We start from the raw sequence: 13,533 nt of genomic DNA, 5'->3' as shown, positions 1-13,533 counted from the left end.
CCTCTCCTGGCGGACTTCGACGCTCCTCGACATCGAGGTGATACGTGGCGGTGGAATTCGACGATCTCGACCGCGGCGTGCTGCACGCGCTGCAGCTCGACGGCCGGGCGCCGTTCCGGCGGATCGCCGAGGTCCTCGGCGTCTCCGACCAGACCGTGGCCCGGCGCTACGCGCGCATGCGATCGGCGCAGGCGGTGCGGGTGATCGGGTTCAGCGACCCGGCGGTCGTCGGCGACGACCAGTGGATGGTGCGGGCCCGCTGCGCTCCGGACGCGGCGCCGGAGATCGCCGACGCGCTCGCCCGCCGGCCGGACACGTCCTGGATCAGCCTGAACTCGGGCGGGACCGAGATCGCGTGCTCGCTGCGGGCGCAGGACTCCGCGGCCGCGGGCGAGATGCTGCTCTCCCGCCTGCCCCGGACGCCGCGCGTGCTCGACGTCAGCGCCCACCAGGTCCTGCACGTGTTCTACGGCGGGGCGCACGAGCCGTTCACGAAGCAGGGACCGCTCGACGACGGGCAGGTGGCACGGCTCGTCGAGCACCTGCCCGTGCCGGCGCCGCCCCCGAAGCTCGACGACGTCGACCGGCGGATCCTGCGGCTGCTGCGCGGGGACGGACGGTCGTCGGTGGAGGACCTGGCGCGGGACTGCGGGTCGTCACCGTCGACCGTCCGGCGTCGGCTGCACGACCTGCGCGCCGGCGGGCTGCTCTACCTCGACGTCGACGTCTCGCCGGAGGCGCACGACCTCCCGATGCGCACGATGCTCTACCTCACCGTGCTCCCGGCCGATCTCGACGCCGCGGGACGGGCGCTCGCGAGCCACGCCGAGGTGCCGTTCGCGGCGGCGACGACGGGGCGCACCAACGTCTACGCGAGCGTCGCCAGCCGCGACGCCCCGGAGCTCTACCGGTACCTGACGACGAAGATCGCGGCGCTGCCCGGTCTCCAGGGCGTCGAGACGGCGCCGGTCATTCGCACGGTGAAGGCGGCCGGGACCCACTACCCGGCGCGTTGACCTTCGGTACGTGCGTGCCCTATCGGCGTGCTGTGTTACTGCCGTGTGCTTGGACACGGAAACGCACGCACGTACCGAAGGTCAACCGGCCGCGGCCCACGCCTCCAGCATCGCCCGCGCGATCGACACCCCGCCCGGCAGGATCAGGTCCCGGTCCTCGCCCGCCTCGAACGCCGTCCCGCCGACGCCGCGCGCGCCCGACAGCCGCGTCACCGGGCTCTCGCCCTCGCGGGTCATCCAGTCCCCCGCCGCCAGGGCCTCGACCAGTTCCTCGCGCGTCACCCAGCGGGCGTTCTCGATCTCGCCCTCCTGCAGCTCCATCGCCTGGTCCGGATCGGCCACCGCCGAGAACCCGATCATGAGCGACCGCGGGAAAGGCCACGGCTGGGAGCCGAGGTAGGTGATCGTCGAGACGGTCACCCCGACCTCCTCGGCGCACTCGCGCGCCACGCACGCCTCGAGCGACTCGCCGGCCTCGACGAATCCGGCCAGCACGCTGTACCGGCCCTCGGGCCAGATGGGCTGGCGGGCGAGCAGGACGCGGTCGGCGCCGTCGTGCACCAGGCAGATCATCGACGGGTCGGTGCGGGGATACTCCTCGTGGTCGTTCGCCTCGCACAGCTGCGCCCAGCCCGCCTTGATCGCCCGCATCCGGGAGCCGTCGCGGGCGCAGAAGCGGGCACGGTCGTGCCAGGACAGCAGCGCCACCGCCGTCGTCAGGAGCCCGGCGGACCGGGCGTCGAGGTCGCCGCCGGAGACCCGGAGATCCCGCCACAGCTCGACCGCCGAGAACCCCGAGCCGGCGTCGTTCGACTCGTCGGGATCGGGCACCCGCACGCCCCAGTACGCGGTGCCCTCCTCCTCGCCGAGCAGCACCGCGCCCTCGGGGATCGCGTCGCCGAAGTCGCGCGCCGGGGCGTCGACGAGCTCGAGCGACCCGTCCGGCGCCTCCGACACCGGGGTGCGTCCCCGCGGGTCGACCCGGACCACGCGGGCCAGCGGCCAGGTGGACGCGACGTGGTCGGGGTCGTCACGCACCTGCTCGCGCCGGTCCACCGTCGAGCGGGACAGGCGGGGCAGGGAGTCCAGGTGGAACGCGGCCCGCAGATCCGGACCTGACGTCGTGCTGGTGGTCGTCACGAACCCGATGATTCCCCGGGAACCCGGATCCCGCCCAACGCGGACAGCGGCGCCGCCGACGTCGCGGCATCGGCCACGACGACGCCGGTGAACCGGGCGGGCGCGAAGAACTCGGCCGCCGCGGCGGCCACCTCGTCGTCGGTGACCGCCTCGAGCCGCTGCGGGTGCTCGCGGACCCATTCCGACGACAGCCCGACGCCCGCCAGCCCGGCGAGCGTCGACGCGAGCCCGGCCTGGGTCGTCATCGAGATCAGCAGCGAGCCGATCGCGTACCGCCGGGCGGACTCCAGCTCCGACGCCGAGGGCGGCAGGACGGCGACCCGGCCCAGCTCGTAGCGCATCTCGAGCAGGGCGGCCGCGGTGACCTCGGAGGCGCAGTCGGTCTCGACGAGCAGGGCCGCGCCGTACGGGTCGAACTCCAGTGACGACGACGCGTGGTACGTGTAGCCCTTGTCCTCGCGCAGGTTCTCGACCAGCCGCGAGGAGAAGTAGCCGCCGAACGCGAGGTTGGCCAGCTGCAGGGCGGGATAGCGGTGATCGGTGCGCGGGATCGCGGCCGCCGAGAGCCGAAGCTGCGACTGCACCGCGCCGGGCCGGTCGACCAGGAGCAGGTCGGAGCCGTGCAGCTCGGGCAGCCGCGGCAGCACCGAGGCGTCGCCGGGGGTGTCCCAGGGGGCGAGCGCCGCCTGGACGGCGGCCACCGCCTCGTCCGGGTCGAGGTCGCCGACGAGGACCAGCACCGACCCGGAAGGCACCACCATGCGCCGGTGCATGGCGAGCAGGTCGTCGGTGCCGACGCCGGCCACCTCGTCGACCTCGGGCATCTCCCGGGTCACGGGGTGGTCGCCGTAGCGGTGGCGCTGCAGGGCACGGCGGGCGATCACCGACGGCTGCGCGGCCGCGACCTGGATCCGCTCGGCCAGCCGCTCCCGCTCGCGCTCGACCTCGTCGGCCGGGTAGGTCGCCGAGGTCAGGACATCGGCGGCGACGTCGAGCAGGGTCGGCAGGCCCTCGGCGAGGGCGTGGCCGGAGGCGGCGAGACGCTCGGGGTCGACCGAGAACCCCATCTCCCCGCCGACGCCCGCGAGGTCGTCGTCGAGCGAGACCCGGCTGCGTCGCTCGGTGCCCGAGAGCACCGTCGAGGCCAGGACCTCGGCGACGGCGGCGTGCCGCGGGTCGCTGTCGGAGAACGGGATCCGCAGCCGGAGCTCGACCATCGGGACGCCGGGGCGGCGGACCGCGATCACCCGCAGCCCGGTCGGCAGGACGGTGTCGACCTCGGCCGGCGCGGGCACCTGCGGCTGCGGGCGCAGCGGGGGCAGCGCGCGCGGACCGGTCGGGGTGCGCCCGATCTCCGCGGCCGAGCGGCGCAGCGCGGGGTCGGGGGCGTCCGAGGTGGTCGGGGCGCTCATGCGTCGGCTCCGGGGGTGAGGACGAGCAGGGCCCGGGCATCGGGTCGGAGGGACGACGCGGCGGTGGCGACGGCCTCGGGGGTCAGGGCGGCGATGGCGGCCGGGAGCTCGTCGGAGAGCTCGGCGCGCCCGTGCACCAGCTCGGCCGACCCGAGGGCGAGCATGCGGTTCATCAGCCGGTCGTGCTCGCGGTAGAGCGCCGACGACCAGCGGGCCGTGACGCGGCGCAGCTCCTCCGGGTCCGGTCCGTCGGCCCCGAGCGTCGCGAGCTCGGCGTCGACGGCGTCGGTGACCCGGCGGGGCTCGACCCCGTCGGGGTGCACCGCGGTGATCGTGAAGGTGTCCGGGTCGCGGGCGTCCAGCGGCGCGCCCATCAGTCCCGCCGAGGCCGAGAGGTCGGTGACGAGGCCGTCGCCGTAGACCAGCCGCTGGGTCAGCCGGGCGGCCTCGCCGTCGGTCAGCAGGCTCGCGAGCACCGCGTGGGCGAGGTAGCCCGGCAGGTCGGTGCCCGGGTCCGGCATCCGGTAGCCCAGCGCGAGGGCGGGCAGCGGCGCGTGCGCGTCGACGACCGACTCGAACCGCTCGCCGTCGGGACCCGGCTCGGCGAACGACGGCCGGGTGGGCACCGCGCGGGCGGGGATGTCGCCGAAGTGGCGCTCGACGAGCTCGGCCGCGTCGGACACGTCGAAGTCGCCGACCACGGTGAGCACCGCGTTGCCCGGCGCGTAGTAGGCGTCGAAGAACGCCGCGGCGTCGTCGAGCGAGGACCGCTCGAGGTCGGTGAAGTCGCCGTAGCCGTTGTGGGCGTTCGCGAACGTCGAGTACAGCACCGGCGGCAGGAGGATCCAGGGGAACCCGCCGTACGGCCGGTTGAGGACGTTGAGCCGGATCTCCTCCTTCACGACGTCGATCTGGTTGGCGAGGTTCTCCTCGGTCAGCTTCGGCGCGCGCAGCCGGTCGGCCTCGAGGAAGAGCCCGCGCTCGAGCGCCGCGGCGGGGAGGATCTCGAAGTAGTCGGTGTAGTCCTGGTGGGTCGAGCCGTTGAAGACCCCGCCCGAGCCTTGGACGTGCCGGAAGTGGGAGAGCTTCTCGAGGCTCTCCGAGCCCTGGAACATCAGGTGCTCGAAGAGGTGCGCGAACCCGGTGCGTCCCTCGGGCTCGCTGCGGAAGCCGACGTCGACGTGCACCGCGACCCCGACGACGGGGTTCGACCGGTCGGGGGCGAGCAGGACGCGCAGTCCGTTGTCGAGCGTGAGCCGATGGCGCGCCGCTCCGCTCGTGCTCCCGAGGGAACTGGGTGGTGCCGGTGCGGCACCGGGGATCGGGGGGAGTGCGGCCGTACTCACCCCCCGACCCTAACGGCGACGACGAGGGCCGGCCGCGCGCCGTGCGGAGGCGGCTGTCGATCGAGTGGCCCGGACGCGGGTGGGCCGCACGGCGTGTGGGCCGACGGTGCGCCGGGCGGGCGCGGAGACGCTGCGGGAGCGCTGGGCCGGGACCCGGCCCGTCCCCACCCGGGCCCGGGCGGCCGGGCGGCGGCGGGAGGCGCCCCCACGGGCGAGGACGACGACCAGCGAGCCCGCGCCGAGCGCGGCGGCGACGGTGAGGACCAGCTCCAGGCGGGCGACCAGCGGGGAGACGCCGTCACCGGCGAGGTCGGTGGTCGCGGTCGGGGTCTGCCCGCCGCTGCCGACGACGGCGACGGGGCCGGCGATCCGCCCGTCGGCGGGCACCGTCACCGGGACCGGCGTGCCGGCGGGGCGCCCGCACCCGTCGAGGACGGCCTGGTGCCGGGTGCCCGCGACGTCGAGGACGATCCGGTCGTGCGGATCCGGCGAGAGGCACGAGGCGGTGGCGACGACGACGCCGGTGACGGTCACCGGCGGCGCGGCGGCCGGGGCCGGCGCCGTGGGCGCGATCCCGACGGCCTCGGCCAGGGCCGGGACCCGCGGCACCACGAGCGCGACCACGGCCATCGCCCCGAGGGCGAGCGCGACGAGCACCCCGAGGGCGCGTCCCGCCGGTCGCCGGCGTGCCCGTGACCTGCCGTCCGTGAGCGCCGGACGGGGGAGATCGGAAGAGAGGGCACCGGCGAGTGACACGGGCGTGATTCTGCCCTCGCCGCGCCGGACCCGATCGAGGGATCCCGGCGTCGTACCCACGTTCACCGGCTGCTACACCTACGGGTTTCACCGGCGCCCCGCCCGGCCGCAGTGCGGCCGATCGGGACGCCGGGCCCACCACCGTGGGTGCCGGCCGCTCAGGCTGCGGAGAACCCGTCCACGCCGGTCGCCTCGACCGAGTAGGCCCACAGCCGGGCGGCCTGCTCGGGGTCGATCGCGTAGGGCATGACGCCGTTGCGGCGCCCGCCCCGGCCGTCGACCGCCGCGGACTCGTCGACGACCTCCGCGACCTCGCAGTCCTCGAGGTACACCCCGCCCATCCCGGCGAGCCGCGGGCTGGTGGCCGCCCAGGTCTCGGTGGCCGCGCCCTGCCCGGTCGTCTTGAACGACGACGCGGCCGGGCCCGGGTTGCCCTGCTCGTCGAGCCAGCCGAGCGCGACCATCTCCTCGCGCGGGAGGTGGCGCTGCAGCGGGGTCATGATCCCGCCCGGGTGCAGGGCGAACGCCCGGATGCCCCGGTCGCGGGCCAGCGCGTCGAGCTGGACCGCGAACAGCACGTTGGCGGTCTTGGCCTGCCCGTAGGCCTGCCACTTGTCGTACCCGGAGTGCTCGAAGTGCACGTCGTCCCACCGGATCGGCGAGAAGTGGTGCCCGCGCGAGGACACCGAGACGACGCGGGAGCCGTCGGCCAGGGCGGGGGCGAGGCGGTTGACCAGAGCGAAGTGGCCGAGGTGGTTGGTGCCGAACTGGCGCTCCCAGCCGGGCCCGACCCGCTCGAGCGGGCACGCCATGACGGCCGCGTTGTCGATCATCATGTCGACGCGGCGGCCGGAGTCGACGACGCGCTGCGCGAAGGCGGCGACGGAGTCGAGGTCGCCGAGGTCGAGGGTGTCGTGCTCGACGCGGTCGGCGTGGGCGAGGTCCGCGAGGTTCTCGGCGGCGACCTCGGGACGGCGGGCGGGGACGATCACCCGCGCACCGGCGTCGGTGAGGGCGCGGGTGGCCTCCAGACCGAGGCCGGAGTAACCGCCGGTGACGATCGCGAGCCGGCCGGAGAGGTCGAGGCCGGCAAGCACGTCGGCGGCGGTGCTGGTGGCGCCGAAGCCGGAGTCGATCGGACGTTGCGGGGTGGACTGCTGTGCTGCTGTCACGTGATCGACGCTAGGAGTTCGAGCGCGCTCGAACGCAACCTCAGGCGCGGGCCCGCTCCCCGAGCAGCCGGACCAGGTGCGCCACCGACTCCGCCCCGCGCAGCAGCAGCGGGAGCACCGCGCGCTCGTCGGGGGCGTGGATCCGGTCGCCGGGGAGCATGACGCCGAGGAACGCCAGCGGCGCGTCCAGCTCCGTCGTCAGTAGCGCCTCGGGGCCGCTGCCGCCCTCCCGCGCGGGCAACACCTCGGCGCCGAGCGCGATCCCCATCGCCTCGCGGATCGAGGCGACGAGGTCGGAGTCGAGGTCGCAGATCAGCGGCGGCACCCCGGGCCCGCCGGTCGACACCTCGGCGGTGATCCCGGCCGGCACCCGGTCGTTCACGAACCGCTCGACGAGGGCCTTGATGCGGGCGGGGTCCTGGTCGGCGACCAGGCGGAAGGTCATCTTCGCGGTCGCCGAGTGCGGCACGATCGTCTTGTGCCCCGGCCCGGCGTAGCCGCCGTGCAGGCCGTTGACCTCTGCGGTCGGGCGGGCCCAGAGCCGCTCGTAGGTGCTCCAGCCGTCCTCCCCCGCCGTCGCACCCGCACCCGCCGCGGACCCGGCGAGCCAGGCGGGCTCGTCGAACGGCAGCGCCGCCCAGGCCGCGCGCTCCTGCGCGGTCGGTTCGCGGACGTCGTCGTAGAAGCCCGGGACGGCGACCCGGCCCGCGTCGTCGTGGAACGCCGCGACGAGCGCCGCCAGCTCGGTGACCGGGTTCGACACCGCCCCGCCGAACTGGCCGGAGTGCAGGTCCACCGACGCGCCGTGGAAGACCACCTCGAGGTCGACCAGCCCGCGCATCCCGGTGCAGACCGTCGGGACGTCGCGGTCGACCATGCCGGTGTCGGTCACGACGATCTCGTCGCAGGTCAGCGCCTCGCCGTGCGCGGCGAGGACCTCGGCCAGGTGCGGCGACCCGGACTCCTCCTCGCCCTCGACGAGCAGCTTCAGCGAGACCGCGGGGGCGGACGCGCCGGTCGCCGCGAGGTGCGCGCGCACCCCGAGCAGCACCATCGCGATGTGGCCCTTGTCGTCCGAGGCGCCCCGCCCGCGCAGCTCCTCCCCCACGACCCGCGGCTCGAACGGGGCGAACGACCAGCCGTCCTCGAGATCCGCGGGCTGCACGTCGTGGTGGCCGTAGATCAGCACCGTCGGCGCGGCCGGGTCGGCGGCCGGCCAGTGCGCGTACACCGCGGGCAGCGCGGCGGTGTCGTCCCCATTCCCCGTCGCTCCGCTCGCCCGGCCCCACACCTCGACCGTCGGCCACCCGTCGCGGCGCAGCGTGGCCTCCAGCCAGGCGGCGGACCGGGCGACGTCGCCGTGGTGCCCGGGGTCGGCGCTGATCGACGGGATCCGCAGCCACTCCGAGAGCTCGGCGACGAACGCGTCGGCCCGCTGGGCGACCTGCGCCTGCTCGACGGTCCCGGAGTTCGCCACGGTGTCGGTCACGCCGGCCACGGTAGTCCGGGTGTCAGGCCCGTGAGACGAGCGCGGTGATCTCCGCGCGCCGCACCCGGGCGACGACCGCGAGCAGCACCCCGACGATCACCGGGGTGTACCAGTAGCCCACGTCGAGGAAGAACAGCTGCGCGCCGGTGGCCCCGACCATGAGCACGACGAGGCAGGTCGCCGCGAGCCCGGCGAGGCGCGGGACGAGGAGGCCGATCCCGCCGGCGACCTCGGCCAGCCCGACGAACAGGCGCAGCCACGGGCCGCCGCCGAGCTCGTCGAAGATCTGCACGGCGTAGGCCTCGCCGAACAGCTTCGGCAGCCCCGAGCCCGCCACGAACATCAGCGCGAGCAGCCCCTGCAGCGTCCACAGGCCCGCCGTGACGGCGCGCGGACGGGCCGGGGCGACGGTGGCGGTCTCGATGCGGGTGGCGGTGGTCATCGCGGCCTCCTGGCGGGGGTGCTCCCGCCGACTGCGGAAGCGATACCGGGATACTGCTCAACCGCACCGTTGAGTGTCAATAACGTACTGATGGATACTGTTTTCGTACTTGTCTTGCTGCGAGCTGGTCCGCCCTGCGCGACGATGCCGCGATGCGCTTCAGCCGTCCGCCCGCGTTCACCACCCGGCCGACCCTCGAGGGCACCGTCGGGATGGCCGCCTCGACGCACTGGGCCGCGTCGGCCACGGCGATGGGGGTGCTCGAGCGCGGCGGCAACGCCGTCGACGCGGCGGTGGCGGCCGGCTTCGTCCTGCAGGTCGTCGAGCCGCACCTCAACGGGCCGGGCGGGGACCTCACCGCGGTGTTCGCGACCGCCGACGACCCGACACCCCGCGTCCTCGACGGCCAGGGGCCGGCGCCCGCGGCCGCGTCGGCGGCCCGGTACCGCGACGAGGGCCTCGACCGCGTGCCGGGTGCGGGGGCGCTGGCCGCGGCGATCCCCGGCGCCACCGACGCCTGGCTGCTCCTGTTGCGCGACCACGGGACCTGGGAGGTCGCCGACGTCGTCGGGGCGGCGATCGGCTACGCCCGGGACGGCTTCCCCGCCGTCGCGCGGGTCGGCTCGACGATCGGGGCGGTGGCGAGCCTCTTCCGCGCGCACTGGCCGTCGTCGGCGGCGCTGTGGTTGCCGGACGGGCGGGTCCCGGAGCCGGGCGAGGTGCTGCGCAACCCGGCCTGGGCGACGACGCTGGGGCGTCTCGCCGACGCCGCGCAGGGCCCGACGCGCGAGGCGCGCGTGGACGCCGTGCGCGAGGTGTGGGCCGAGGGATTCGTCGCGGAGGCGATCGAGACGTTCTGCCGGACCCCGCACCGGCACGCCTCGGGTACGGACCACGCCGGGGTGCTCGCCGTCGCCGACTCGGCGCAGTGGCGGTCCTCGGTCGTCGACGCGTTCGTCGGCGGGTTCCGGGGCTACCTCGTCGCCAAGACCCCGGCCTGGGGTCAGGGGCCGGCGCTGCTGCAGATGCTGGCGCTCCTGGAGCCCTACGACGACGCCGCGCTCGACCCCTCGACCGAGGCCGGCGCCCACCTGGTCCTCGAGACGATCAAGCTCGCGCAGGCCGACCGGGAGGCGTGGTTCGGGGACGGTCCCGACGTCCCCGGTATCGGCGACCTGCTCGACCCCGGTTACCTCGCGGCGCGGCGCGGGCTGCTGACCGACCAGGCCTCGCCCGACGTCCGGCCGGGTCGCGTGGGCGGCCGCGACCCGCGGCTGGCGACGCTGGCCCTGGCCGGGCACGTCCCCGGGGTGTCGGGGAGCTCGGCGGTGGGCGAGCCGACCGTGACCCTCGGCGGGGAACCCGGGACCTCGTCGCACGGCGAGACGCGGGGCGACACCTGCCACCTCGACGTCGTCGACCGGTGGGGCACGGTCGTCTCGGCCACTCCGTCGGGCGGCTGGCTGCAGTCCTCCCCGACGATCCCGGAGCTCGGCTTCGCGCTCGGCACCCGGCTGCAGATGACCTGGCTCGAGGAGGGCCTGCCCTCGACGCTCACCCCGGGACGGCGGCCGCGGACCACGCTCACCCCCACGCTGGTCCTCGACGACGAGGGCCGCCCGGTGACCGCGGTGGGGTCGCCGGGCGGCGACCAGCAGGACCAGTGGCAGCTGCTCTACCTGCTGCGCACGCTGGTCGGAGGGTGGTCCCCGCAGGCCGCGATCGACGCGCCGGCGCTGCACACCACGTCGTCGCCGGGGTCGTTCTGGCCGCGGGACCGGGAGCCGGCCGGGGCGGTCGTGGAGGACCGGCTCGGCGACGACGTCATCGCCGGGCTCGCGCGGCGGGGGCACCGCGTCTCGCGCGCGGGCGACTGGGCGCTCGGGCGGCTCTCGGCCGTCGGGATCGACCACGCGCGGGGCGTGCTGTGGGGCGCGGCGAACCCCCGGGGCATGCAGGGCTACGCGGTCGGCCGCTAGCGCTGTCCCGCTGGTGCGGTCGGCCGATGGGGTTGTCCTCTGGAAAGGTGCGGCGCATGCGCTTCCCGTCGCCCCGTCGTCGTCGCACCCGGCCCGACCCGGCCGGCCGACGTGCCGCCGTGCTCGCCTACCCGCTGCTGGGCATGGGCGTCCTGCACTTCGCGGTGCCGCAGCCCTTCGACGCGATCGTGCCGTCGTGGATCCCCGGGTCGGCCCGCTTCTGGACCTACGCGAGCGGCGTCGCCGAGCTCGCCGTCGGGGGCGCGGTGGCGACGCCGTCGACGCGGCGGCTCGGCGCGACGGCCGCCATCGGCCTCTTCCTCGCCGTGTTCCCGGCGAACGTGCAGATGGCGTGGGACTGGCGGCGCAAGCCGTGGCCCTACGCGGTCGGTGCCGTCGGCCGCCTGCCGCTGCAGTACCCGATGATCACCCACGCCCTGCGGGTGCGCTCCGAGGCCTGAACCGGACGTCAGTGCGGGACGCCGAGCAGGCCCGCCGGGTCGTACCGGCGGGCCAGGTGCACGAGCCGGATCAGCTCGGCCGGTGACGTGCGCGTCCGGGGCAGCACCGTCGTGGTGTATCGGGCGTCGACGACGACCGCGGTGACGATGCCGACCGCGCCCGGGCGGGCGCGGAAGGCCCACCAGAGTTCGGCCGCGCACCCCTGTTCGGGCAGCCCGTGCACGACGCCGTCGCCGGTGACGACGGTGGCCCCGCGCAGCGTCGTCGCCCCGAGGGTCGATGCCATCGTCCCCGGACGGGACAGCGCCGCGCAGGGTCGCCCGACGGCGTCCGCCGCCACCCGGTGCACCGCCGCCCAGGCCGCGCCGACCCCGGCCCGGACGGTGCCCGAGTCGGGGTCGGCGACGACGTGGTCGACCCGCGAGAGCGAGAGCGCCACCGCCGGGCGGTCCCCGGTCCGGACCCCGTGCCCGTGCGAGGCACCCGTCCCGAGGACCACGACGTCGATGTCGTGCTCGGCCGCCCACCGGACGACCTGGACGACGTCGGCGATCCCCGTCGCCCCGACGACGGCGATCAGCCGCCGCAGCGCACGCACCGGGAGCCCCGGATCGAGGGCGAGCTCGATCGTGGCGTCGATGCTGTAGGGCGGGTGGACGGGTCCGTCGAGGAGGCCGTCGAGGGTCACCAGCGCCTCGCTGGTCCATCCCGGCCGTCGCACGGTCATCGCGTCGCTCGTCCCGGTACCCGGCTCGACGCCCGGCTCAGCGGAGCCCGAGGCGGCGGCCGCCGAGCACGCCGTCGGGGTCGACCCGCCGCGAGACCTCGGTGAGCCGCGCCCGCTCCTCGGCGGTCCAGCACGCCCCGGGGCGCGCCGCGATCGTCTGCGGAGAGGCGAAGTTGACCGGGACCGTGCCGGGCGACCACGGCGCGAGCGCGTCGACGATGCCGTGCCCGACCGCCGGGACGACGTCGACGAGCGGCGGCACCATCGGGGCGATCACGCCCATCAGGTACGGCGCCCGCGGCAGGCACCCGGCCGTGCCGCGCATGCCGGCGCCGCCGATCGCCCGGAGCTCGACCATGATCACCGGCAGCTCGTGCTGCGGACCGGCCGCGGCGAGCAGCGCGTCGATGGTGTCGTCGTCGACGGTGTCGACGAACGCGCCGGTGGCCCAGGCGAGCATCGGCTCGGTCGGGTCGCAGTGCACGGCGTCGATGGCGCCCGCGGGCATCTCGGCGACCATGTCGACGATCGGGGTCGCCACGCGCCGCATCGGGCTCACGACCTCGAGACCCTCGATCTCCGGGCCGAGGTGGGCGACCCGCACCTGGACCACGGTGCGCCCGCGCAGCGGCGGCGGCGCGGCCTCCATGTCGGGCATGCGCAGGATCGCGATCGAGGTGGTGGTGTTCTCCGTGAGGCCCAGCTGCCACGTGCGCCACGCGTGCATGACGGCGGAGGCGTCCGCACCGTCGAAGAAGATCGACCCGCCGTAGAAGCGCGTCATCTCGACGAGCTCGACGGTCATCTCGACGACGATGCCCGCGGCGTCCTTGCCGCCGAGGACGGCGTTGAACAGCTCGGCGTCCTGGGTCGGCGAGACCTCCCGGACCTGGCCGTCACCGGTCACGACCTGCATCCGGCGCACCCGGTCGCAGCCGTAGCCGAAGCGACGCACGAGAGGGCCGATGCCGCCGCCGGTGGTGAAGCCGACGACGCCGACGTCCGAGGACGACCCGGTGACCGCCGACAGCCCGTGCGGCGCCGCGGCCTCGAGCACGCGGGCCCACTTGACCCCGGCGCCGACGGTGACGGTGCGCTCGGCCGCGTCGACCTGACAGCGGTCCAGCCGCTTGGTGGAGATCACGACGACACCGCGGTGCGAGAAGTCGGCGTGGCCGGTCGCGACCACGCCGACGCCGATCCCGCGGACGCGGGCCCACCGCACGGTGGCCGCGACGTCCGCCGCGCTCGTGGCGGCGACGACGGCCACCGGCTCGTGGGACGGGGCGAGGTTGAAGCCGGCGAGCTCGGTGACGACGTCGACGTCCCCCGGATCCCACACGGGTCCGGACACGGCTCTGCGGAGGTCGGCGATCTCCTGGGCCGACGTGGTCTCGGTGGTGACCGGCTCGGTGGCGGCGGTGGCGGGGCGCATGGACAGCTCAGTCATCTGACTCTCCGTGATCTCTTGTGGCGCTTTCAGGTGAAGCACCGCAAGGTTGACGGTAGAGTTACCACGTAGCGTGACACAAGAGCCGGAATTGTCCCGGATCGCTCACCCAGGGTGACTCCGGGTGCTCTCCGATGATGAC

12 protein-coding genes are annotated in these 13,533 nt (G+C 75.3%); 3 read left to right on the top strand and 9 right to left on the bottom strand.

Annotated elements, in window-relative coordinates:
- The first annotated feature begins 44 nt into the window (after window positions 1-44).
- Window positions 45-1,016: an Lrp/AsnC family transcriptional regulator gene (locus tag LQ327_RS13670; protein ID WP_230734379.1), complete on the top strand. Its 972-nt coding sequence runs from the start codon at window positions 45-47 to the stop codon at window positions 1,014-1,016.
- Window positions 1,017-1,097: 81 nt separating this feature from the next.
- Here the strand turns inward: LQ327_RS13670 and nudC are convergent, their stop codons facing one another.
- The 7 genes from nudC to LQ327_RS13635 form a co-directional block, all read right to left on the bottom strand.
- The gene (gene nudC, locus LQ327_RS13665) at window positions 1,098-2,156 is read right to left on the bottom strand and encodes an NAD(+) diphosphatase (protein ID WP_308286308.1); all 1,059 of its coding nucleotides are present in this window, start codon (window positions 2,154-2,156) and stop codon (window positions 1,098-1,100) included.
- A complete protein-coding gene (locus LQ327_RS13660; protein ID WP_230734377.1) occupies window positions 2,153-3,568 on the bottom strand; it encodes a M16 family metallopeptidase in 1,416 nt (471 codons plus the stop codon). Before LQ327_RS13660 ends, nudC begins: the two co-directional genes overlap by 4 nt.
- Window positions 3,565-4,890 carry a M16 family metallopeptidase gene (locus tag LQ327_RS13655; protein ID WP_230735091.1) on the bottom strand — a complete coding sequence of 442 codons (1,326 nt, stop codon included), beginning with the start codon at window positions 4,888-4,890 and terminating at the stop codon, window positions 3,565-3,567. Before LQ327_RS13655 ends, LQ327_RS13660 begins: the two co-directional genes overlap by 4 nt.
- Before the next feature lie 33 nt (window positions 4,891-4,923).
- Window positions 4,924-5,670, bottom strand: a complete 747-nt coding sequence (locus LQ327_RS13650) for a hypothetical protein (protein WP_230734375.1) — start codon at window positions 5,668-5,670, stop codon at window positions 4,924-4,926.
- Between the two features lie 158 nt (window positions 5,671-5,828).
- Window positions 5,829-6,842 carry an SDR family NAD(P)-dependent oxidoreductase gene (locus tag LQ327_RS13645; RefSeq protein ID WP_308286307.1) on the bottom strand — a complete coding sequence of 338 codons (1,014 nt, stop codon included), beginning with the start codon at window positions 6,840-6,842 and terminating at the stop codon, window positions 5,829-5,831.
- A gap of 40 nt (window positions 6,843-6,882) precedes the next feature.
- The gene (locus tag LQ327_RS13640; protein WP_230734373.1) at window positions 6,883-8,331 is read right to left on the bottom strand and encodes a M20/M25/M40 family metallo-hydrolase; all 1,449 of its coding nucleotides are present in this window, start codon (window positions 8,329-8,331) and stop codon (window positions 6,883-6,885) included.
- 22 nt (window positions 8,332-8,353) lie between these two features.
- Window positions 8,354-8,773, bottom strand: a complete 420-nt coding sequence (locus LQ327_RS13635) for a DoxX family protein (RefSeq protein WP_230734371.1) — start codon at window positions 8,771-8,773, stop codon at window positions 8,354-8,356.
- Between the two features lie 152 nt (window positions 8,774-8,925).
- Between LQ327_RS13635 and LQ327_RS13630 the strand changes: the two genes are divergently transcribed.
- Window positions 8,926-10,752 (top strand): gamma-glutamyltransferase family protein, encoded by a 1,827-nt coding sequence (locus tag LQ327_RS13630; protein WP_230734369.1) that lies wholly within the window; start codon window positions 8,926-8,928, stop codon window positions 10,750-10,752.
- 56 nt (window positions 10,753-10,808) lie between these two features.
- Window positions 10,809-11,213 carry a DoxX family protein gene (locus LQ327_RS13625; RefSeq protein WP_230734367.1) on the top strand — a complete coding sequence of 135 codons (405 nt, stop codon included), beginning with the start codon at window positions 10,809-10,811 and terminating at the stop codon, window positions 11,211-11,213.
- Between the two features lie 8 nt (window positions 11,214-11,221).
- On the opposite strand, the gene LQ327_RS13620 is transcribed toward LQ327_RS13625, so the two are convergent.
- A complete protein-coding gene (locus tag LQ327_RS13620) occupies window positions 11,222-11,941 on the bottom strand; it encodes an FAD-binding protein (RefSeq protein WP_230734365.1) in 720 nt (239 codons plus the stop codon).
- 37 nt (window positions 11,942-11,978) lie between these two features.
- On the bottom strand, window positions 11,979-13,391 hold the full coding sequence (locus LQ327_RS13615; RefSeq protein ID WP_230734363.1) for an FAD-binding oxidoreductase: 1,413 nt from the start codon (window positions 13,389-13,391) through the stop codon (window positions 11,979-11,981).
- Window positions 13,392-13,533: the final 142 nt, after the last annotated feature.

The sequence above is a fragment of the Actinomycetospora endophytica genome, assembly GCF_021026375.1.
Classification (GTDB): Bacteria; Actinomycetota; Actinomycetes; order Mycobacteriales; family Pseudonocardiaceae; genus Actinomycetospora; species Actinomycetospora endophytica.
This window is presented reverse-complemented; position numbering and strand designations above follow the sequence as displayed.